The sequence below is a fragment of the Mucilaginibacter phyllosphaerae genome (assembly GCF_004378255.1).
In the GTDB taxonomy this organism is placed as follows: Bacteria; Bacteroidota; Bacteroidia; order Sphingobacteriales; family Sphingobacteriaceae; genus Mucilaginibacter; species Mucilaginibacter phyllosphaerae.
Genome location: NZ_SNQG01000005.1, coordinates 181,887 through 205,149, shown reverse-complemented (window position 1 = coordinate 205,149; position 23,263 = coordinate 181,887). Strand labels below are relative to the sequence as shown.

Here is a 23,263-nt window from a genome sequence, read left to right as displayed (position 1 = left end):
TGAATTTTTTTTAGCGTCTGTTTGCTTTTGGGCCTAACTGATAATCGTAAGGTGGCTCGGCACCTAACAGGTTCTTTACAAAGTAATCCCAGCGGCGTCGCATCATGTAGTACGAGTACTGGCCGTAACCATGTGCACTGTTAGGGAACACCACCAGGTCGAAGCTTTTGTTAGCTTTCTCAAGTGCCTCGGCTACTAACAGGGTGTTATATGGCGGTACGTTGTTATCCAGCATACCGGTAGCAAGCATGATTTTTCCTTTCAGGTTTTTAGCGAAGTTTTGGTTGGCTTGTGCGTCATAGTCCGAGTTTTCTACCAGGCCGTTATAGCGTTCCCCCCAATCATCCTCGTAGTTGCGGTTCTCGTGGTTGCCAGATTCGGAGATCCCTACTTTAAAAAAGTCAGGATATTTAAACATGGCTGTTGCTGTTGCAAAACCACCGCCCGAGTGCCCCCAGATGCCCACCTTAGTGGTATCGATAGGGTATTGCGCAGCTAATTGTTTAATACCGGTTATCTGATCAGGCAACGTGTTATCACCCATGTTGCCGTAGCTCATATCATGGAAGCTTTTTGAGCGCAGCGGGTTGCTGGTACCTTCTATCACCACCACAATAAAGCCAAGTTCGGCCAGCGCCTGGTGGTCGCCGCGCGATGCCACGAACGACCAGCTGCCCACACCACCGCCCTGCGGGCCGGGGTAAATGTAATTGATAACCGGGTACTTTTTACCGGCAGCCATTTGGGTTGGGGTAAACATCAGCCCGTAAATATCGGTAGTGCCGTCATGCGCTTTTACCTTTACCGGGATAGGCGCTTTCCAGCCGGTGGCCACCAGGCGCGACAGGTCTGTTTTTTCTAATGTCGAGATCAGTTTGCCTTTTACATCGCGCAAAACGGTAACAGGTGCCACATCAGGCTTGGAGTAGCTATCCACAAAATAAGTATAATCCGGCGAGAAGGTTACGCTGTGGTTACCATCCTCGGGCGTAAGCAGGGTTAACCCTTTGCCATTAAAGCCAATTTTATACAGATGCGAAAAATAGGGATTGCCCGGTTCGCGGCCGCCTGCCACAAAATACAGGGTGCGGGTTTTTTCATCAACCTTAAGCAGTTTGGTTACTACCCAGTCGCCTTTGGTGATCTGGTTTTTTACTTTCCCGGTTGTAGCATCATACAGGTATAAATGGCCCCAGTTATCGCGTTCAGAGAACCAAATGATCTCTTTTGACGCAGGCAGATAACGCCAGTTGATAGCGCCCCAGCCAGATTCGTATTGCGTTTTTACGGTTTCTTCAAACACCTCCCTAACAGCGCCCGTAGTGGCGTTGGCAATGCGGAATTTTTCGTTCTTATGATCGCGTGAGGTAGATACGAAGGCAAACTCGCTGCCGTCGGCTTTCCAGTCGGCATCATCAAAGCTGCCGCTGCTGGATATATCATCGCTCAGGGTAGCACGGTGCGGGTCCGGCGCAATATTAAAGCGCACTACCTTGGGGTTATCCACATCAATGATCACACGCTGAATGGTGATGATCTCTTTATCGCCGGGCAAAGGGTATTTCCAGGCTTTAAGGGTTGGCTTGCCTACATTTGTGGTAACCAGGTACATATCGCTGGCGTTGCGCTGATCCTGCTGAAAGGTTGCCACCTTTTTAGAATCGGGCGACCACGATACGATCGGCCTGTCGCTCATGGTCCAGCCGGCGTTATCGGTTGCATAGCCAAAATCTTTTACACCATCGGTGGTTAGCTGGGTTTGTTTGCCGCCGGCAACATCGCGCACCCAAAGGTTATAATCTTTTATAAACACGGCTTTGGTACCATCCGGGGATAATACTTCGTTACCGCCGCCACGTGCCGCGCGGCCGGTTAGGGCAGGAGCTTTTGTAGCCACCGAATTAGATGTATCTGCACTTACCTGGTTGGTTTGCGGGTTATAGGCCCATTTTTTACCATCGGCAGTAAATAAAACCTGTGTGCCGTCGGCAGCATAGCTAATAGTTTGGAATGGCAGTTTATCAGCCTCATACTTTTTACCGGCGGCGGCAGATAAGGCGTCGGCCAGCTTCTGCGGATCGAAAGCTGCTGTACGCGTTTTTTTTGTCGGGTCTACCCATATAAATTCGGCACCCTGGGCCGTGTTTACGCGGTACCAGAATTTATTGCTCCCGCTGATCCAGTTTGGGCGAACATTTGCACGATCTATCAAAGATTCGGTATTATAACCCAAAAAGCTTTCGGCATGTGCGTAATCCTTAGCGGTTACGGTGGCGCTTTGCTGGGCATTTGCATTCAGCGCCAATACAAATGCGGTTACCGTTAGTAAATATTTGTTCATAGCTATAAAATAGTTTTCGGTATTAAAATTTACGATACCAAGGTAAAGCAATTTAACAATTTAATAATGCCGGTAAAGGTATAATGATTGTTACACAGGCGCGTTAATATTTAAGTGCGCCGCTGCCAAAATCTCTTAATAAATGGGCAATAAATCAGAAAATATCTTGCGCTGAATAAGGTTAATTTGAAAAACCAATATCTAAGAATTGATAATATCTTTACACCTGCAAATATTATGAAAGTACTCACCTGTGCAGAACCCGGATCATTAGTTTACTCGGAACAGGAAATTCCTGTTGCAAAAAAAGATCACGCCATCATCAGGATTAGGCGGATTGGAATTTGCGGGACTGACCTGCACGCCTTTGGCGGCAACCAGCCCTTTTTTAATTACCCGCGTGTGCTTGGGCATGAACTGGCCGGGGAACTGGTTGATACCGGTGATGCGCCCGGCTTTAGCGTAGGCGAAGCGGTAACCCTGATACCGTATTTTAATTGCGGCAGCTGCCTGCCTTGCCGCAGCGGTAAGCCAAACCACTGTGTTAATATAAAGGTATGCGGCGTGCATATTGATGGCGGCATGGCGCAATATCTGTCTGTGCCATCCTATTCCCTTGTACATGGTAAAAAATTAAGTTTTGACCAGCTGGCGCTGGTTGAGCCTTTGGCCATTGGCGCACATGGTGTGAACAGGGCAGGGGTGCAAAAAGATGAATGGGTACTGGTGATTGGTGCAGGCCCCATTGGTTTAGGCGCCATGGAGTTTGCACGTATTGCAGGCGCCAAAGTAATTGCTATGGACCTGAGTGATGCCAAGCTGCAGTTTTGTAAAGCGTATTTAAAGGTTGATGAAACCATCAATGCCGCATCGGCAGATGTGGTTGAGCAGCTACAGCGGATCACGAACGGAGATATGCCTACGGTAGTGATAGACGCTACCGGGAGCCTCGCAGCAATAAATAATGGCTTTAAATACATGTCGCACGGGGCAAGGTATGTGCTTATAGGGCTGCAGAAGGGCAATATTGAATTTAATCATCCCGAGTTTCATAAACGCGAAGCTACGCTGATGAGCAGCAGGAACGCGGTACGGGCAGATTTTGACCATGTAATCAACGCGCTTGAACAAGGATGGATAGACCCGCTAAACTATATTACACACCGGGTAAAATTTAGTGGGGTAAAGGATGATTTTGCAAGCTGGACGAAACCCGAAACGGGCGTAATAAAGGCTATGGTTACGGTTGATTGATCTGATATGCCTTGTTTTATGGCCTATGTGGCCGCTATCCCTGCCGGCTGATTCATTTGTTCGCCATCGCTGGTTTTAAACTTATCGTTTTTATCTGTTTGTTTTTTGGCAGGCGGCCAGTTCACATGTTCGCCGTTTAAGATACCTTCTATCCGGGTTACAAAAAGCGATTCCTTGTCAACACCTGCAGCCCCGTAAGGCCCTACATTAAAATTATAGTAATAGATCTCGGGCTTAAGCAACTCCTGGGTAGACCGGTAGCCGGCCCAAAGTTCCTGGTAATTAAAAGTTTTTAGCCCGGTTGTAAGAATGGCTACAATAACAGATACGATAATGACCATCAAATTCAGGGTGCTTTTAATATCAATACCCAGAATATCCGTTTTAAAACTGCCCAGTGCGGCAAAAACGGGCGTTAAGGCAGACAGTATGATCAGGATCCATTGAAATTTATTGTATTTGTGCTGGTTTTTTGCAGCCCAGTTACTGTAGTAATCCATCTGTACCAGGTAGCGCTCCTGCACATACTGATCAAAAAGTTTTTTGTCCATGATTTAGGTTTGCAATAAAAATAGGAAATAAATATATATTTTTAAGTAATAATTATATAAGTTTATACAAAATCAAAATCCCGGCAAATGTCCGGTAGGAATACCTAACCTAAAACTTATGGCCGGCCAAACGATACGAATCTTTCTTGCTTCGTCTTCAGAACTCAAAGCTGACAGGGAACAATTTAAACTGTTTGTTTCAGAAGAAAATGTGCGGCTTAAAGCAATGGATATTTTTTTGGAGGTAGTAGGTTACGAGAATTTTCCTAACGCGATATCAAACACCGGCCTGCAGGCCGAGTACAATAAAGCTTTATGCGCCTGCGATATGGCGGTATTCCTGGTGTTTTCAAAGGTTGGTACTTTTACCAATCAGGAATTTGATGCCGCAATGGCCGCCTTTAAAAATAAACAGTCGCCCCAGATCTGGACTTATTTTAAGAATGAAGCCTTGTATCCCGAATCTATACGGGAAGAAGATATCCGGTCGTTATTCGCCTTTAAAAAAAAGTTGAAGGATCTGATGCACTATCGCACAGCCTACAACAATATCGATCATTTAAAGTACCAGTTTAAGGTAGAGTTAGACCATAAATACCCAAGTTTATTTGCACCTGCGCCAGAAAAGCATGCCGAAGAAGAAGGGCCCAAATCAGAAATTGTAGATACGGCATCGAAAAGGGCTTATAACGAAGTGCTGAGTTTCAGGCTTTTTGAGGCGATAAGGGATAAGAACGACCGGGCTAAAGAGTTGTTTGAGATAGCCGAAATGAATGAAATACTTTGGCAGCATGATGTAGCCTACCGTAAGGAAGCTAAGGCGATAATTGCCAGCGCTTACGGTGTTTTAGGTGTACAATTGCGTAAGCTGATGGCTATCGGCGCCCAGGATAATGCTGTTGAAAATAGCCATACTGCCAACGAGAATCAAAAAAACTATATTATTATTTGCCACTTAACAGCGCTTAGGGCAATACAGCTTTTGTGCTTTGCCATGCTATCTAAGTTATGGGATGAAAAAAGCAAGGGCTATTTATACGAGGCCGCACAGGTAGACCTGGTACGAAGGTTTTTTAACACCCCGGTAGAGATGCCGCTGGCGGGATATAAAAAACTGCTGCTAACCCTGCTGGCCATGTTTGATGAAAAACAGCTGGATTACCCCATGATAGAACTAAAAAACTTTATGGTAAATATGCAGCCCGGCAGCGCCTTTATAACGGCCTGCGATAGCCTGAATGCCATGTCGCGGTCTGCTTACAGCGAAGAGGATTGTAAGGAAGCCGAAAACAGCCTTACTGTGATGCTGGAGCATCTGAGCTTTTTAACCAACTACACCATGGAATCTATCAAAAATGTGGAGTATTTTGGTTTGCGCAATATCAAACAATATTATGTACACAATTATACGGCGCTGGGCTGCGATGAAAATACCACGATAGACCTGAGCAAGCAACAGGATGCACCCTTAAACACGTATGCTGTTTTGCTGAAAAACACCAAGATCGCGTATCAGCCAAAATTAAACCTGTTTCCCTTTATTATCGATGCGAATGCGCTTGCGGCTGAAAAAGGAGCAAAGATCTATTTCTATTCATCCACCAGTGCAGACGGAAGCTTAAAATATAGTTTTTGGGAAGACAGGGAAAATGTAATTGCTATCACACAGTCGCCGGCGGGTGGCGCAGCGGATGTGGGTGGGGCAAAGTTTAATGCCAGCCGCTCGTTAGATGTGCTCACCTTATTTGAGGATGCCCAGCGGGCCATTACCGGTACCGAACAGCAGCCATTATAATTTAACCTAAGCCTTATTACTAATATGAAACGATACCCGTTTAAATTTTTAGATTCATATAATAAAAACGATGCGAGGTTTTTTTCTGGCCGGGATGAGGAGATTGCACAGCTTTATGAAATGGTTTTTCAATCGCCCATATTACTGGTTTACGGGGCATCGGGCACGGGTAAAACAAGTTTGATCCAGTGCGGGCTTGCCAGCAGGTTCGCTTCGCACGATTGGATGGCCTTAACCATAAGGCGCGGTGCCAACATCAATCATAGCCTGCAAAAGGTACTTACAGAGGCCGGCGGCCAGGGTAGTGCCGGCACTGCAGAACCGGGCTGGCTAAGTAAGTTTAAAGAGAAAAACACCGTTATAGAAAATTCTGGCCCGGCTACGGTGATGACCGGCGCCCTTAAAAACATCTATCTCAATTCGTTTAAACCGGTTTACCTTATTTTTGATCAGTTTGAAGAACTGTACATTTTTGGTTCGGCCGATGAGCAGTCGGAATTTATCAGCTGTGTGCAACAGATCCTGCAGGTTGAGCAGCCGGTAAAAATGATCTTTTCTATCCGGGAGGAATTTTTGGGCTATCTGGATGAATTTGAAAGGGAAGTACCCCAGCTTACCCATAAAAAGTTACGGGTAGAGCCCATGAACGATACCAAGATAAAACAGGTGATAAGCCGTGCTACCTGTAAAGATAATTCATTGGTAACCATAGCGCCCGGCGAAGAACAGCAGGTAGAAAAGCTGATATTTGAGAAACTGAAGATCACCGAGCGGGCCAAAACCATCCAGCTGCCTTACCTGCAGGTTTTTTTAGACCGGTTTTACCTGGCTGTTACCAAGGATGCGGCCAAAGAAACTGAGGCCGTGTTTGATTTAGCGCAGCTGAGTAAACAAGGCAAAATAGGCGATGTGCTTCAGGATTTTTTGGAAGAGCAGGTTACCAGTATCAGCACAAAAATGGTTGCAGGCAATGGTGACCTGAAGCCTGCAATAATTTGGAACATGTTATCGCCGTTTGCCACCCTGGAAGGCACCAAAGACCCCATCAGCAAAGATATGCTGTACGGCAGATTGCCGGGTGTGGATAACATACTGATAGATACCGTGGTGGAAGAATTTGTTAACAGCCGTATCATTCGCTATGATGAACATGCCGACAGGTACGAACTGGCGCACGACTCTTTAGCCAACCGCATAGCCGAAAAACGGAGCAAGCAGGAGATTGCTTTGCTGGAAGCAAAAAGCATCCTTAAATTCAGAACAAACCGTAATAATAGCAATGAAGATATCCTGTCTGAAAGCGACCTGGCCTTTGTGGAGCCGTTTTTAGATAAGCTGAAGCTTACCGCAGAAGAACAACAACTGTTTGATAAAAGTAAAAATGCTGCCATACGGCGGCGCAAATCTGAAGAGTTGCGGCTGATGAAAGATAACCGGCAGTTGAAAAAAACGCAGCGTTTGTTAGAAAAGAACGCCAGGTGGCAAAAAATAATTATAGCCGTTACGGGCGGTTTCCTGCTGTTAACGATTGGGTTTACCTATCACACCATTACATCGTACAGAAATTTGCAGGCCTTACAGGCAACCACTAAGAAACTGATCGCGTCTGTATTATTTTACAGGGATAAAATAGGCCTGGCAAAAAAGGAGATCGACGGCAAGCTATGGTATGGGTTTATTGATAAGAACCTGAATGTTATTATCGATTATAAATATACCGATGCCGAAACATTTGACGATACGGGCTTTGCGAAAGGAAAGCGCGACGGTAAATTATACCTGATAGATATTGCAGGTAACGAATACTTGTTAAGCACCCGGGTAGATTCGTTAAACAACAATACCACGGCTCTTGTTTTAAGTGGTACCGACCATAAGAAATTCCCAAGCCAGATCTATAATTACACGCATTTAAAAGTGCTGATCTTATCAGATTGTAATATTGATGAACTGCCTGCCGGGATAGAAAAATTAACTAACTTAAGGCAGCTGGACTTGTCGCAAAATTATCTGACAAAGATCCCCCCGTCTGTTTTAAAATTAAGTAACCTGACAGAACTGAACCTGTCGCGCAATAATCTTGCAGCCTTACCAAAAGATATCGATCAGCTTCAAAAATTACAGGAGTTACAGTTGTATTGGAACACCGGGTTAAAAGAGTTGCCTTTGCAGCTTAGTAATATAAAATCGCTAAACTGGCTGGATTTAGCCGGTACAGGGGTGAAAAGCACAAGCACAGGCATTAAAAAGCTACTGGCGGCATCCCCTAACTGCAGAATAATCTGGAGAGGCAAGCAGGTATATTAAAACAGCTATACCATAAAAGCATAAAAATTTAAATAATAAACATTTATTAAACTAAATACCTAAACCATGACAGCACAATTTGAAGCAACTTATGCAATAACCATGAAAAATGAAGGCGGCTATGCCAATAACCCTAACGACCGTGGCGGAGAAACCTGGCGCGGAATTGCACGGAATTTTTGGGGCAGCTGGCCCGGATGGAAAATTGTTGACCAGATAAAACAGACAAACCCGGCATCGTTGAACGCTGCACTGGCCGCTAACACGCAGCTTGAAAGTTTGGTGCTTGTTTTTTACAAACAAAATTTTTGGAACCCGTTGAGGCTTGATCAGATCGTGTGTGCGCAAATTGCTAACCAGTTGTTTGATATCAGTGTAAATTCGGGTACTGCACGCGGGGCAAAAATGTTGCAGCAGGCAATTAACCAATTCCGTGGCAATAACCCCATCGCTGTTGACGGGCAAGTTGGGCCTGCCACACTTGCCGCTGCAAACAGCATTGGGCATCAGCAGCTTTACAACCAGATAAATGTGTTAAGGGCAGCTTTTTATAATAGTATCATTCAAAATAATCCGTCGCAAGCTCAATTCAGGAATTCCTGGTTTAGCCGTATTAAGCCTTTTGTACCCGAAAGCGGCGCCACCCAGGCATAACCTTTAGCAATTAACCCTGCCCCAGATGCACTCCCCGTTATTTATAAAAGTGGATAATATACAGATGAGGCAGGCTGATTAGGGATATTATTTTTTTATAGTATCTACCAATAAAAAGCATTAAATTAGCTTAAACCTAAACTTATTACAATGGCACAAAATTACACAATCGGCGCAAGCACTGCGCAGATCACCCTTGAGCTTAATGTAAACACTATTGGCCTTGCCGCAAGCCGTGTGTTTTACCTGGACGTAGCCGGCACAGGCGCGGGCAAAGCAGTAGCACACTCTGTAGATGCAACAGGCGATATTGCTACGGCACCGGTAGGTAACTTCAGTACGCTGAAAGGCATGCGACTGGCCACGTTTACTAAAATTTCTTTGATTGGTGCAGATGCCGACGCCCGGCAAACAGAGGCAAACAACTGTACTGCCGAATGCACGATAGACGGTGGGGATGGCGGCATCAAAACCTACACAAACCCCGACAAAACCTACCTGGACCCGAATGTATTTTTATCCTTTAGCATCGATATGCAATGAAAAAGATCATCATCACGATTGTAATCGGCATCAGCGGCATGGCTGCTTTTGCCCAAAGCCCGGCTAATACCAAACTAAGCGACCTGGCCGTTCCGGCTTCGCCGGCATTTGTCATTACCGATATTACACCTACCCTGATCCAGGATCCTGCCACGCCCAAATCATTAGTGCTTGGTATCGCCCAATCTACCGTTCAGCAATCAGGCCTTGCGTTCCCGAATAATTATTCGGCAGAGTTTGCACCATACTGGTGGATAAAGCCCGACGGAAGGAATGTTTACGGCGTACTGGGCATAAATAAGCAAACCGGAAAGGAAGACCCCTTTGCCGGCCTTAAGTTTAGCCGCATATCTATCGCCTTTATTAATAAGGACCTGATACCGGATACATCCAGCGGTAACCAAAAAGTATTTGCCATAGGCCTGCGCACCACCCTGATAAAGGTACATGGTAAACAATGGGCGGCAAATATCACCAAAACTATTGCCGATTGGGTAACGGCAGCCAAAGGCGAGCTTGACTTTACAGCCAATGCCGATGTACAGGCCGCTTATGTGCGCGCATCTGGTAACCCGGATAAACAGGCACAGATCATTAAGGATTACAATAATTCGATGACGGCGGCCAGTTTTGCGGCTATCAATAAGCTGCTGTTGCAAAAACCCACTTTTACCTGGGATATAGCCGGCGCATATTCTGCCTACGGTATCAATAACCAAACCATTAGCACCGGCAGGAATGGCGCCTGGACTACGTTATCCTATTACCAGCCTTTAGATAAAGGCAACGTAAATTATTTTAATATCGGGGGTTCGGTGCGTTATTTGGTAGATAACTTTCAAAAAGATGATGCAGGTGTAATAGGGCGGGCAAACAACCTGGATGTAGGCGGATCTGCAGGTTTTAGTTTCAATCAGCTAACTATCGGTGTCGAGTCGCTTTACCGTTACAGCAAAGGTGTTGCTAATACAGCTAACCGCACTGTGGGGGTGGTTAATTTTAAGGTAGCAGAGAATATTTACGTCAGCGGTATCTTTGGTAAAGATTTTGCCGGGCCAAATAAAATTATCTCGGCCTTTGGCCTTAACTGGGGTTTCGGGAGCGAGAAGGTTGAGTTGCCTGCCGGCCAGTAATAGTAATTACACTTGCGGAGATCTTAACATACAGCACTTTTAATATTTTTTTACTTTAAAACAAGCGCCTTACGCCACTGCTTGAAAAAAAATTCTAATAATATAAAATATAATTAACACTAAACCTTAGCGTTTAGTGTTAATTAAAAAAGTTAAAGTATCAATTAGAGAGAAATTGATTTACTTTTGCAAACAATATTTTTTTAAATATTGTTCTTATTCTGATATTTTATATGAATAGATTTCTAATAATTTTAATTGTTATCAATGTTTTTTGCGGTGCATTATTTACTAAGGCCGTGGCACAGGGTAGTTTGCAAAATATCTCCTCTGTTAATGTAGATAACCTTTCAAATCAACAAATAAGCCAGTTGCTGCAACAGGCAGAAAAAGCGGGCTTAAGCGATGCAGAAGTACTGCAACAGGCGCAGGCCAAAGGTATGCAGGCAGATCAGGTTCAAAAACTGCAAAGCCGCATTCAAAGTTTTAGGGCAAACAGTGCAGGGCGCGTTGCCTCAGGTGCAGACACCTCCGGTTCTTCGCAAAGGCAACTTAACTATAAGCCCGATACCGAAGATAATGACAATAGCCGTAAGGACCTGTTTGAAAGTTTAAAGCCCCAAATTTTTGGTGCAGATATCTTTAAGAACAAAAACAGTTCATTTCAGCCAAATTTAAGGTTAGCTACACCTGTAAATTATATTGTAGGCCCAAGCGATCAGCTTAATGTAAATGTGTATGGCAAATCGCTGGTTAACTGGAAACTTGAAGTAAGCCCGGAGGGTACTATTAACATACCGGGTACCGGTGTATTAAATGTTGGCGGCAAAACTATTGAACAGGCTACCGCCCTGATAAAAAGTAAACTTGCAGCCAATAACTATGCGGTTGACCGGGGCACAACCGTGCAGGTATCATTAGGCAACATCCGCAGCATACAGGTAATTATTATTGGGCAGGTGCTAAAGCCGGGTACTTATACCTTGCCTTCGCTTGCTACTGTTTTTAATGCTTTGTATGTGGCAGGCGGCCCAAATGATAACGGTAGCTTACGGCAGATAGAGGTTATCAGAAACAACCGCATCGTGCGGCATCTGGATGTGTATGATTTCTTGTTAAAAGCAGATCAAAAGAATAATATTGCGCTTCAGGACCAGGACATAGTTAGGGTGCCAACGTACCGTACAAGGGTTGAACTTAGTGGCGAAGTAAAAACACCTGCTTTGTTTGAGGTTTTACCGGGCGAATCATTACAAAACGTCATCAATTTTGCAGGAGGCTTTACAGATAGTGCTTATACGGCCCGTATCAAGGTATCGCAGATAAGCGATCAGCAACGTAAGCTTACCGATGTTATAGAAGCTGATTATAAAAATTATATCCCATTAAGAGGAGATAAATATACGGTAGAATCTATTATCAACAGGTTTGAGAACCGGGTTGTTATTAATGGGGCGGTTTTTAGGCCGGGTATTTATGAGCTGCAAACCGGTTTAACATTACTGCAGTTGATAGAAAAGGCATCAGGGTTAAAAGAAGATGCTTTTACCGAGCGGGGTGTTATAACCCGTTTGAAGCCGGATAATACAACAGAAACGATAAGTTTTAATGTGAAGGATGTAATTAACAAAACCGTAAACATCCCGCTGCAACGCGAAGATGTGGTCAATATCTCCTCTATATTTGATCTGCGCGATAAATATACGGTTACCATAAATGGCAATGTGCGCAGGCCCGGCGTTTTCGCTTTTGCCGAGAATATGAAAGTAGAAGACCTGATACTGAAAGCGGGCGGGTTTGCAGAAGGTGCCAGCACTAACCGGATTGAGGTTGCACGCAGGATTGCAGATGCTAATCCAAACTCAAAAAACAGTTCGGTAGCACAAGTGTTCAGCGTAAATATTGACGGGCAACTTAAACCTGCAGATGCCAATTTTGTATTATCGCCGTTTGATATTGTTTCTATTTACAGCCTGCCGGGTTACGAAAAACAAAAAGTGGTAAAGGTGGAGGGTGAGGTTTTGTATCCGGGATCATACACTATTAAAAATAAGAACGAGAAAGTATCAGACCTGGTTGCAAGGGCCGGTGGGCTTACGGCATCTGCCGATGCCCAGGGCGGATCCTTAAAGCGCGAAAACATTGCCATACTTGGTATCGATAAAAATAAAACTGATTCTACTACAGTCGCATCTGAGCGGGCCAATCAGGCAAACCGTTTAAAAAGAACTTACCGGGACTCTACCAATACCGAAGACTTTCAGCTGCGCAATAATTTTGTAGGTATCGAGCTGGATAAGATCCTTAAAAACCCGGGCACAAATGGCGATCTGCTGCTGGAGGACGGTGATGTTTTAAGAATTCCGAAACAACAGCAGGTTGTTCGGGTTAACGGGCAGGTATTGTACCCAAGTGCGGTGGTTTTCGATAAATCTAAATCTTTTAACGATTTTGTATCAAATGCGGGTGGTTACGCGCCAAGGGCTTTAAAAAGCGGGGCGTATGTAGTTTATCCAAATGGTACAGTAAAAGGTACCCGAAAGTTTTTGTTTTTTAATAGCCATCCTGCTGTAAAACCAGGCAGTGAAATTTATGTGCCAAGAAAGCCTGAAAGCAAAGGAACATCCGTACAAACCATTTTAGGGTTCACTACAGGTTTAGCATCATTAGGTGCAATTATTTTGGGCATATTAAGTTTAAATAGATAGCCTCAATAAGTTTTATAGTATTATTTATTTAAATGGATAAAATTAATAGTAGCGAGCCGGAAGAGATTTCAGTAAAAGATATTATTCTGAAATATCAGGACGGTTTACGATTCCTTAAAAGCAAAATAAAAATAATTTTACTTTGCGGTGCTGTAGGCAGTGTTGTGGGTGTTGGTTATGCAATTATGAAAAAGCCGGTATATACGGCTACGTGCACTTTTGTTTTAGATGATAACAGGGGTGGTGGTTTGGGCCAATATGCCAGTTTAGCTGCATTTGCAGGTATAGACATTGCCGGCGGTACAGGGGGCGTATTTGAAGGTGATAACATCATGGAGCTTTACAAATCAAGAAACATGATAAAGCAGGCCTTGTTGAGTAGCATTGTAATGCCCGACGGTAAAAAACAATTGTTAATAGACAGGTATGTTAGCGTTTTAAACCTTAAAAAAAGATGGAAAGAAAAAGATCATATCGAAACTATAAATTTTAACCCCTCGGCAGATAAATTTAACAGAAAACAGGATAGTTTAATTATAGATATATCTTCTACTATTGCCAATAAAATTTTAAACATCAGCAAGCCGGATAAAAAGCTGAATGTTGTTAAGGTAGATATTGCATTTGTTGATGAACTGTTTTCTAAAGAGTTTAATGATAAACTTGTTGCAACGGTAAACGACTTTTACATAAAAACGAAAACCAAAAAGGCGCAAAAAAACCTCGATATATTAAAGAACCAGGTAGATAGCGTGAAAGGTATCCTTAACCAATCTTTAGGCAGGGTAGCTTCATCAAACGATGCTACACCTAACGCAAACCCTTTAAGGTCAATTTTGAATGTGCCATCCCAAAGAAAACAGGTGGATGTACAGGCGAGTTCAAGCATTTATGCCGAACTGGTTAAAAACTTAGAGTTAGCCAAAATTTCATTACGGCAGGAAATGCCCCTGATACAGGTAATAGACGAACCTATTTATCCCTTGTCAAAAAGTACTTCAAATAAAATACTATACATAGTTGGTGGCTTTTTTTTAATGGTGCTTGCATCTGTTTTTATATTAATAGTTTGGGGCACATCAAAAAAAAGTAAAGAATTTAAGGATGCTTAAAAAAAACATTTTCTTTAATTTTTTACTATCTGTAAGCCAGATTTTATTCTCTCTCATCATTTTTCCTTACGCTTCCAGAACGCTTGGGCCGGCAGGTATTGGTTCGGTTGTTTTTATTGACAGTATAACACAGATCTTTTTACTAATTGCGGCTTTAGGCATACCGATTTATGGCATAAGAGAAATATCGAAAGCCCGGAATGATCCGGAAAAATTTGCCAGCCTGTTCTCTGAACTTGTAGTGATCCATTTAATTTGCACGGCGCTGTTTGTTGTAGGATACATTATAGTAGCATTATTTGTTAAAGAGATCTACATCCATTTTAACCTGGTAATAATTGGCCTGTTTATTTTGGTATGTAATGTTTTTACCATGGAGTGGTTTTTTCAGGGGATAGAGCAGTTTACTTATATTACTAAAAGGACACTTTTGGTAAGAGGTACTTTTATCGTACTGCTTTTTATTTTTGTACATAAAAAGGGTGATGAGGCTTTATACTACGGATTTACGGCAGCCAGTTATTTATTTAATGCCTTGTTTAATTTTTTCTATAGCCGCAAATACGTAAAGTTATCCTTTAAGGGGTTGGATCTTAAAAAGCATGTTAAGCCCCTGGTTATTATATTATGCTCAAATATTGTAATGACGGTTTATCTGTTAATGGATAATACGATACTCGGTTTTATAAAGGGCGAAACGCCCGTGGGTTTTTACAGTACAGCCGTTAAAATAGCCAAAATTTCAATCACCATAGTAACGGCGCTTGGTGCGGTACTTATTCCGCAAATTAGCAGTGCTTATAAGGATAAAGATTTTGGTAAGATCCAATCACTTATTAACAAGTCGTTTAATTTTGTATGTACTTTTGGTGTGCCAATATGTATCGGTATGATTATTACCGGGCCCTTTTTAATAGGTATTATATTTGGCAAGGCCTTTACACCATCTATTTTACCGCTACAGTTGCTATCCCCTATTATCATTATCATCGGGATGACCAACATATTTGTTTGGCAGATACTTTCGCCTTTGGGTATGGATAAAAAGGTGCTTACCGTTGTTGTTTTTGGGATGATAGTAAGTTTGGTGTTAAACTTTGCTACCATACCATATTTTTCGCAAAACGGCGCAGCCATTTCTAATACTTTAACAGAACTTACAGTAATGGTATCAAGCTTTATATTTGTCAGGAGGCTTAAAATAGTAACGCTGGATATAAAGCCTTTAATTTATAGTGGGTTGGGTTCTGCATTATTTTTTGTAATTGCCTATGCAATACACCACTTATTTGCACAAACTATTATCACCGAAGTTTGTGTTATTATGCTATGTGCAGGTGTTTACTTTGCCTTTCAGTTATACGTGGTAAAAAACCAGATTATATTATCTGTAATTAACATGGTGAAAAGTAAATTAATTAAAGTTGCCCCCCTTAATAATCAATAACACAATTGATAGTACTTATGAAAATAAATGTAGTTTTTCCATTTATTCCTAAAAAACCCGGCGGCGGTTTACGTGTGCTTTTTGAATATGCTAATCAACTGGCAGAATTTGGGCATGAGGTTACTGTTTATTACCCTGGGTTTGTAAATTATGTACATACCGGTAATAAATTTAAAAATTACTTAAAATATTTATATCGGAAGCTTTTTGAAAAGAATATACCCGAGTGGTTTAGCCTGAATAGAAATATTGCCGTTAAATATGTTAAAAAAATAGATGATACAACTATTAACGATGGCGACGTAATCCTGTCTACCTGGTGGGCGCTTGTGTTTGAACTTGAAAAATTGAGTGTTTTAAAAGGGGCCAGGTTTAACCTTGTGCAGGATATCGAAGACTGGGCAGGTAACAGTGCCAAGGTTAAAGAATCGTATCTTGTTAAGGGGTCTAAAAACGTTGTAATAGCTAATTACCTTTATAAATATTTATCTGAGATGGCCGGCTATCATCCCTATAAAATTTCCTTGGCTATTGATAAAACAAAGTACCATGTTTATAACCCGATAGCCAACCGCAACCCCTTATCAGTTTGTATGATGTATTCTACAGAACCCAGAAAGGGTTCGGTTTTTGGGATCAAAGCATTGCAAATAGTTAAAAAGAATCATCCGGAGCTGGTGGTTAACCTTTTTAGTATTTATGATAAGCCGGCTGATTTGCCGGATTGGATGATCTATCATTACAAAAACAGCAAGCTGGAAGATATTTACAATTCATCGGCCATTTTTTTAGGGCCAAGTGTGCAGGAGGGTTGTGCATTACCCCCTATGGAAGCAATGTATTGTGGTTGTGCAGTTGTATGCAGTGATATTGACGGGCATAAGGATTATGCCTTTGATAACGATACAGCCATATACGCCAAAACGGAAAACGCCGATGATATGGCATCAAAAATTGAAAAGCTGATTTTTGATATCAAACTACGCCAAGAAACAGCTACCCGGGGAAATACATTTATCAGTACACATACCTGGTACAATTCGGCAAAGGAATTGGAACTGGCTTTTGAAACTGAATTGAATAAAAAGTAACGAATGGGCAGTAAGGTTTATATTATACTTGTTAATTATATAAAGTTTCAGGATACCATTGAGTGCCTTGAAAGTATCTTTAAGAGTAGTTATAAGGATTTTCAGGTATTGGTTGTAGATAACTCACCTGATGAGATTTCGGCCGGTAATATAAAAGAGTGGCTTAACAACAACTATAAACAGGTTGATACGCTATACAAAGATTTGGTTTACCCGTTAATTGATGCACCAATACCATTCGTTTATTTAAAAGAAACAGAGCTTGAGCGGGCAACCGAGATATACGATGTGCCTGTTGTTTTGGTAAGCGCAGTAAACAACGGCTTTGCTGCTGCTAATAACGTTGCCTTAAAATACGTATTGAAAAATGCAACCGATACATCTTTTGCCTGGCTTTTAAACAACGATACTGTTATTGATACATATGCTATAGAAAACTTAGTGGCATTTTATAAAACTAAGCACGATAAGGCATATTTTATAACCAGCAAGCTGTTGTTTTATCATCAAAAAAATAAAATACAGGCTGTAGCGGGCAAATATAATAAGTGGACAGGCAGCAGTTACCACATTGGCGAAGGCGAAGATGATAACGGGCAGTATGATAATTACCAGCTGGCCGAGGGTAATTATCTGGTGGGTGCATCTATGTTTATGCCCTACCAGTTTATGAAGCAAGCCGGGTTAATGGCCGAGGATTATTTTTTATATTTTGAAGACCTGGATTGGTCTATGCAGGCTGTTAAAAAAGGCTTCAAACTTGCTTTACAGCCGGCAGCGAGGGTGTACCATAAAGAGGGCGGTACCAATGTTACTATCATAAATAATAAAGCCAATAAAGATATGCCCGGATATTACACACTGGTAAACCGGGTTAAGTTTACAAAAAAATGGTATCCGCTTATGCTGTTCACCGTTTATTTAGGCGTTATTTTTGGGCTTGTGAAACGGATATTGCAGGGTAAAACAGCGGTTGTAAAAAAGGCCTGTTTTGCTTTAATGAATACAGATAAACTTATAAGGTATTAACCTTAAGATGAAAGATTTTGACGCTATTGCTGGTGTGGTAAGGTTTAATTGGGTATTGTTTATACTCAATTTAATCCTTATCGTACATTTTTTCTCGTCATGGTATTTATCTTACAAAAAAACCGGCTGGAAGATAGATTACTGGAATTTTACCATGTTCCTGGTATATTTTGTGCCGTTTTTATTAATGTATCCGTTTGCCGGTTCGCTTTTAAACGTAATAGCGGTTGGCGATAATATTGATGCCATACAAGGCTATATCAGCCAGGCATACCTGATAAGTTTTGCTGGATATGTAAGCGTTTTTATAGGTAAGTTTTTGTTTGACAGGTATTTGCTGAGTAATGTGATCAACTATTGTTTTATATTTCCATTTGAACTTTCAATTACCCGCTTATATATTTCAATTGTTAAAAGTAAAATTTGCTGCATAATTACTTTTCTTCTATTTTGTTTAGCATTGTTCTTTGTTCTTTTACTTGCGTTAAAATCAGGCCAGATCCTTAATCCAAGGGGGTATTTTCAATCGGATACCAGTGTAAGGCCTATTTATAATTTTATGCTGGTTTTAAGTGCTGTGATAGCACAGATATTTATAGCACGAATATTTGTTTATAACCAGTTAAGCGATAAAGTTATTTTTGGTGTTTACCTGTTGCTCTCAATGTTTATCGGCTCGCGGGGGGCAATTGTATATCCTATTATTCAGCTTTATACCTACTACCTGTTTTTAAAAAAGCAGGGTAAAGTGAATTTAACAAAACTGATTTTTCTTGGGCTCTTCATGTTGTTTTTTGTAATTTATTTAGGGTCTGTAAGAGATGGCGATACATCAGTTATGAATACGCTCGCAAAAATGTCTATGATGACTTTTTACGGTAATTCATTTTCTGATCTTCGTGATTTTTCGTGGGTGCTATCTGCATGGGATGGTATTTATCTTAACGGCAAAACCTATCTGTCAGCCTTTATCTCATTTGTGCCGAGTGCCATTTCCAGTTTCAGGACGCAATGGGGGATAGGCAAAGTTACTGCAGTGTTAGCGGGTTTTGACCCGCTCGAACACCCGGGATTACGCCCCGGCATGTTTGGTGAGTCTTTTTTAAATTTTGGGATAGCTGGTGTAATGTTTATTGGTACCATACTTGGCTACAGCTATAGGTATATTGATTATAAAATAAAAAAAGCAGCAAATAATAAGGATTTTATAATAGCGTTTTCGGCACCGATGTCCTGTATTTTTATTTCAAACCTCCCGATAACTCCCGGCTTTTTTAATTTGTACTTTATGCTGCTGATATTTTTATTATTGTTTTTTATAAAAGCCCTGTTATATATTTTTATAAAAAAAGATGTATCAATAAAGGCTTAACATAATAAAAATCAAATTAATTGTAAATGATGCCAGATAAAAAAACGCTATGTATTGATGCAAGGATGTTACACCACTCGGGTATTGGTACCTACCTGCGCATGTTACTGCCTTATGTGTTAGCAGAATTTAGTGTTACTTTACTTGGCGACCCGGAAGTATTGAAAGCGTACAGTGGTGAGGCTGCTATCATTCCGTTTAATGCGCCTATTTACTCTATAGAAGAGCAAAAGCAATATAAAAGTATTGTTCCGCATACGGATCTTTTTTGGTCTCCTCATTACAATACCCCTGTATTTGCAGTTAAGGCCAAAAAAAGGGTAGTAACTATTCATGATGTTTTTCACCTGGCATTTTTTAAGCAGCTAAGTATAAAACAAAAAATATATGCAAAGCTGATGATAAGCCGTGCGGTGAAAGCCAGCGATGCTATCATCACCGTATCTAATTTTTCAAAGGGCGAGATCACTACACTTGCCCATGCCAAACCCGGTAAAATAACTGTTATATATAACGGCGTTAAACAAAAGCCATTAACCGGGGTGTTTGAAACTGTAGCAGCTAAATATAAGCTGCCTGCAAAGTATATGCTATATGTAGGTAATGTTAAGCCGCATAAAAATTTAAAAGGGCTTGTAGCCGCTTATTTAAAGTTATCAACAGAAATACAGCAGCAATATAAAATTGTGGTAGTAGGTAAAATTGAAGGCTTTATTACCGGCGATGAAAGCTTATTTGAACTGATCAATAAAAATAATATTAAAGATCATATTGTATTTACCGGCTTTGTTAATGACGATGATATGGATACTATTTACGCCGGTGCATCGCTTTTTATACTCCCATCCCTTTACGAAGGATTTGGCCTGCCCCCGCTTGAGGCAATGGTAAACAAATGCCCGGTGCTGGTATCTAACCTAAATAGCCTGCCCGAGGTATGTGGCGACGCCGCGGTTTATTTTGATCCGCAAGATTATGATGATATAGCCTTGCAGATAAATAAGGTTTTATCAGATCCGTCTTTAAGTAAGGGCCTGGTGATGAAGGGTACCGAACGTATCAAGTTATTTACCTGGGCCGATAGCGCAAGGCAGCACATACAATTATTTAAAAAATTAATAAATAGCTAATAATGAAAGTTGCGTTAGTACATGAATGGCTTACCGTTATTGGCGGTTCTGAAAATGTTTTTAAAGAAATAGCCTCACTTTATCCCGAAGCTGATATTTTTACCCTGGTAGCACGCGAAGAAACGATCAAAAAATTAAAGCTTGACGGGCACAAGGTTACCACCTCTTTTATTCAAAAGCTGCCTTTTGCAAAAACCAAATACAGGTCATATCTGCCACTTTTCCCGTTAGCTATCGAGCAATTTGATCTGTCTGGTTATGATATGGTCATTTCATCATCACATGCCGTTGCTAAGGGCGCGTTAACAAACTCTAACCAGTTGCACATCTGTTATTGCCACTCGCCCATAAGATACGCCTGGGATCTGCATCATCAGTATTTGAAAGAATCGGGGCTTAATAAGGGAATTAAGGGGTTTATAGCAAAATACTTACTGCACCGTATCCGTATATGGGATATCATCAGCACTAACCGGGTAGATTATTTTATTGCCAATTCAAATTACATTGCCCGGCGCATTAAAAAGATCTATGGCCGCGATAGTGTGGTTATTTATCCAAATGTTGCAACCGAAGATTTTTTGCCGGTTTTTAAAAAGGAAGATTACTATGTTACCTGTTCGAGGTTTGTCCCTTACAAAAAGATCGACCTGATTGTAAAGGCTTTTGCACAAATGCCGGATAAAAAACTTTTTGTAATTGGCGAGGGGCCCGACTTTAAAAAGGTAAGCAAGCTGGCTGCGCCAAATACCGTTTTGTTAGGCTATCAGCCTTTTGATGTTATGAAACAGTATATGGCCGGGGCACAGGCATTTGTTTTTGCTGCTGAAGAAGATTTTGGCATTTTACCGGTAGAAGCACAGGCATGCGGTACGCCGGTAATAGCCTTTGGGAAAGGCGGGGCGCTGGAAAGTGTCGTAGAAAATAAAACAGGAATGTTTTTTTATGAACAATCGGCAGATGCTATTAAGGAATCTGTAAAACAATTCGAACTTAATAAAGCATCTTTTAATAACGAAGATATTTCCAGGCACGCATCATCGTTTTCCACCCAAGTATTTAAAAATCAGATGCTTGAATTCATAAATGAGAAATTAAGTACGAAATAGAAAAAATAATGGAGGTTATTTGTAGCATTTTTAAACATTCATACGTATTTAGTAAATAAATATCTTTTTTGTAAAGAAAAGCGATTTTTTTATAAAACATTTTAATTAATAGTGTGTTTTGTAAATATGTTTATATTTGTACCTTTTAAACTCCATTTGCGATGCGTTATTCAAAATTACTAAAACCATTTACGTTTCTCTGTGATCTGGCAATGCTCAATATCGCATTATCCATATCCAGTTTTTTGGTTGTCAGGTATTATTCTACAGAAGCACAAACGGCAAATTTTATCTTGTTATCTAATTTAACGTGGGTTTCTATCGCTTCACTAACAAAAAATTATACTATTAACAGGCCGTTAGTACTAAGCCAAAATCTTAATAATTTTCTATCATCCATTGTTTACCACCTTGTATTGGTATTGGGTATAGTTTACTTTTTTAGATTTTTTGAAGTTAGCAGGCTACAAATGTTATTTACCTACATGTTGTTTGTTGCTTTAATCGTGATAGAGCGTTCGTTCATTTTTACCGTGCTGGATTATATTCGTAAGAAAGGCTTTAATAATAAGCAGATTCTTGTGATCGGGAATGATGATGTAGCCCGCAGGATGGAAAAGTCGTTTATGAAACATCCGGAATACGGTTATAACTTTACTAAAAATCTTTCGGAAGAAGCGCTTGCCAATTTTACAAAGCAGGGTTTGTTCGATCATATCTTAGAAACTAACGTTAGCGAAATATTTATATGTTACACGGCGCTTGATCAGGACTTTTTGAAAAGCCTTGTTGATTTTGGCGACCAAAACTCCATCAAGATCAAGTTTGTACCCGACCTGTTACTTGAAAATAGCAAGGCAACAATTATCAATTACGGCAACCTTCCGGTAATACAATTATCGGGTGGAATGGAATTAAGCTTTAAGATAGTTGTGTTTAAAAGATGTTTTGATGTTTTATTCTCATTGGCGGTAATGATACCAGGCTTGCCTGTTTTTGTATTATTAACCCTTATTACCAAGCTAACCTCAAAAGGCCCTGTGTTTTACGCCCAAGAACGAATAGGGAAGAATAACAAGCCTTTTAGAATTTATAAGTTTAGGAGCATGCATGTTAATTCAGAAAAACTTGGTCCTCAGTTATCCCGTGATCATGATCCGCGTATTACTAAATGGGGGCGGGTAATCAGAAAGTCGCGTTTGGATGAATTACCACAGTTTTGGAACGTATTAAAAGGTGATATGTCTGTTGTAGGGCCAAGGCCAGAGCGCCAGTTCTTTATAGAACAACTTATGCAAAGGTCTCCTAATTATAAAAAGTTATTGCGCTTAAAACCAGGACTAACATCAATGGGGCAAGTGAACTATGGCTATGCAGAAAATGTTGACCAAATGTGCAATCGCGTACGTTATGACTTGCTTTATTTAAACAACATCAATTTTAACAGTGAGATGGGCGTTATCCTGAAAACCATTAAAGTGATGGCACAATTGAAAGGCAAATAGTCAGCAAAATAAGCGTTTATTAAAACGCAAACGCAATGTATAAAAAAGAGGTTATTCAATTTTGAATAACCTCTTTTTATTTGAAAGCTGGCTAATTTTGCCGTGCCTTGGGATATATTCTATTATTTGTAATTAATTTTAGTTTAATTTTTTATCTTATTAAAACAATTATCTATTCGTAT

17 protein-coding genes are annotated in these 23,263 nt (G+C 41.0%); 15 read left to right on the top strand and 2 right to left on the bottom strand.

Annotation, left to right across the window (positions count from 1 at the left end; all coding sequences use genetic code 11):
• Positions 1-10: 10 nt before the first annotated feature.
• Positions 11-2,341, bottom strand: a complete 2,331-nt coding sequence (locus E2R65_RS14375) for a S9 family peptidase (protein ID WP_134337175.1) — start codon at positions 2,339-2,341, stop codon at positions 11-13.
• Between the two features lie 237 nt (positions 2,342-2,578).
• On the opposite strand from E2R65_RS14375, the gene E2R65_RS14370 reads away from it, so the two are divergent.
• Positions 2,579-3,595: a zinc-binding alcohol dehydrogenase family protein gene (locus E2R65_RS14370; RefSeq protein WP_134337174.1), complete on the top strand. Its 1,017-nt coding sequence runs from the start codon at positions 2,579-2,581 to the stop codon at positions 3,593-3,595.
• A gap of 23 nt (positions 3,596-3,618) precedes the next feature.
• Here E2R65_RS14370 and E2R65_RS14365 read toward each other — a convergent pair whose 3' ends face one another.
• Positions 3,619-4,146 carry a DUF4231 domain-containing protein gene (locus E2R65_RS14365; protein WP_134337173.1) on the bottom strand — a complete coding sequence of 176 codons (528 nt, stop codon included), beginning with the start codon at positions 4,144-4,146 and terminating at the stop codon, positions 3,619-3,621.
• A 226-nt stretch (positions 4,147-4,372) separates the two neighbouring features.
• Here E2R65_RS14365 and E2R65_RS14360 point away from each other — a divergent pair, with 226 nt between their 5' ends.
• The 14 genes from E2R65_RS14360 (at position 4,373) to E2R65_RS14295 (ending at position 23,081) form a co-directional block, all read left to right on the top strand.
• Positions 4,373-5,941: a hypothetical protein gene (locus tag E2R65_RS14360; RefSeq protein WP_134337172.1), complete on the top strand. Its 1,569-nt coding sequence runs from the start codon at positions 4,373-4,375 to the stop codon at positions 5,939-5,941.
• Positions 5,942-5,965: 24 nt separating this feature from the next.
• A complete protein-coding gene (locus E2R65_RS14355) occupies positions 5,966-8,248 on the top strand; it encodes an nSTAND1 domain-containing NTPase (protein ID WP_134337171.1) in 2,283 nt (760 codons plus the stop codon).
• Positions 8,249-8,314: 66 nt separating this feature from the next.
• Positions 8,315-8,902 carry a glycoside hydrolase family 108 protein gene (locus E2R65_RS14350; RefSeq protein ID WP_134337170.1) on the top strand — a complete coding sequence of 196 codons (588 nt, stop codon included), beginning with the start codon at positions 8,315-8,317 and terminating at the stop codon, positions 8,900-8,902.
• A gap of 150 nt (positions 8,903-9,052) precedes the next feature.
• Positions 9,053-9,445, top strand: a complete 393-nt coding sequence (locus E2R65_RS14345) for a hypothetical protein (RefSeq protein WP_134337169.1) — start codon at positions 9,053-9,055, stop codon at positions 9,443-9,445.
• Positions 9,442-10,578: a hypothetical protein gene (locus E2R65_RS14340; RefSeq protein WP_134337168.1), complete on the top strand. Its 1,137-nt coding sequence runs from the start codon at positions 9,442-9,444 to the stop codon at positions 10,576-10,578. Before E2R65_RS14345 ends, E2R65_RS14340 begins: the two co-directional genes overlap by 4 nt.
• A gap of 233 nt (positions 10,579-10,811) precedes the next feature.
• Positions 10,812-13,286, top strand: a complete 2,475-nt coding sequence (locus E2R65_RS14335; protein ID WP_134337167.1) for an SLBB domain-containing protein — start codon at positions 10,812-10,814, stop codon at positions 13,284-13,286.
• A gap of 32 nt (positions 13,287-13,318) precedes the next feature.
• The gene (locus E2R65_RS14330) at positions 13,319-14,398 is read left to right on the top strand and encodes a lipopolysaccharide biosynthesis protein (RefSeq protein ID WP_134337166.1); all 1,080 of its coding nucleotides are present in this window, start codon (positions 13,319-13,321) and stop codon (positions 14,396-14,398) included.
• Positions 14,391-15,845, top strand: coding sequence for a flippase (locus tag E2R65_RS14325; protein WP_134337165.1), 1,455 nt, complete (start codon positions 14,391-14,393; stop codon positions 15,843-15,845). The genes E2R65_RS14330 and E2R65_RS14325 overlap by 8 nt, the downstream gene beginning before the upstream one ends.
• Before the next feature lie 17 nt (positions 15,846-15,862).
• The gene (locus E2R65_RS14320) at positions 15,863-16,936 is read left to right on the top strand and encodes a glycosyltransferase family 4 protein (RefSeq protein WP_134337164.1); all 1,074 of its coding nucleotides are present in this window, start codon (positions 15,863-15,865) and stop codon (positions 16,934-16,936) included.
• A gap of 3 nt (positions 16,937-16,939) precedes the next feature.
• A complete protein-coding gene (locus tag E2R65_RS14315) occupies positions 16,940-17,965 on the top strand; it encodes a glycosyltransferase family 2 protein (RefSeq protein ID WP_134337163.1) in 1,026 nt (341 codons plus the stop codon).
• A gap of 7 nt (positions 17,966-17,972) precedes the next feature.
• The gene (locus E2R65_RS14310) at positions 17,973-19,337 is read left to right on the top strand and encodes an O-antigen polymerase (RefSeq protein ID WP_134337162.1); all 1,365 of its coding nucleotides are present in this window, start codon (positions 17,973-17,975) and stop codon (positions 19,335-19,337) included.
• A gap of 26 nt (positions 19,338-19,363) precedes the next feature.
• A complete protein-coding gene (locus E2R65_RS14305; RefSeq protein WP_204986319.1) occupies positions 19,364-20,467 on the top strand; it encodes a glycosyltransferase family 4 protein in 1,104 nt (367 codons plus the stop codon).
• Between the two features lie 2 nt (positions 20,468-20,469).
• On the top strand, positions 20,470-21,576 hold the full coding sequence (locus E2R65_RS14300) for a glycosyltransferase family 4 protein (RefSeq protein ID WP_134337161.1): 1,107 nt from the start codon (positions 20,470-20,472) through the stop codon (positions 21,574-21,576).
• 161 nt (positions 21,577-21,737) lie between these two features.
• On the top strand, positions 21,738-23,081 hold the full coding sequence (locus E2R65_RS14295; RefSeq protein ID WP_134337160.1) for a sugar transferase: 1,344 nt from the start codon (positions 21,738-21,740) through the stop codon (positions 23,079-23,081).
• Positions 23,082-23,263: the final 182 nt, after the last annotated feature.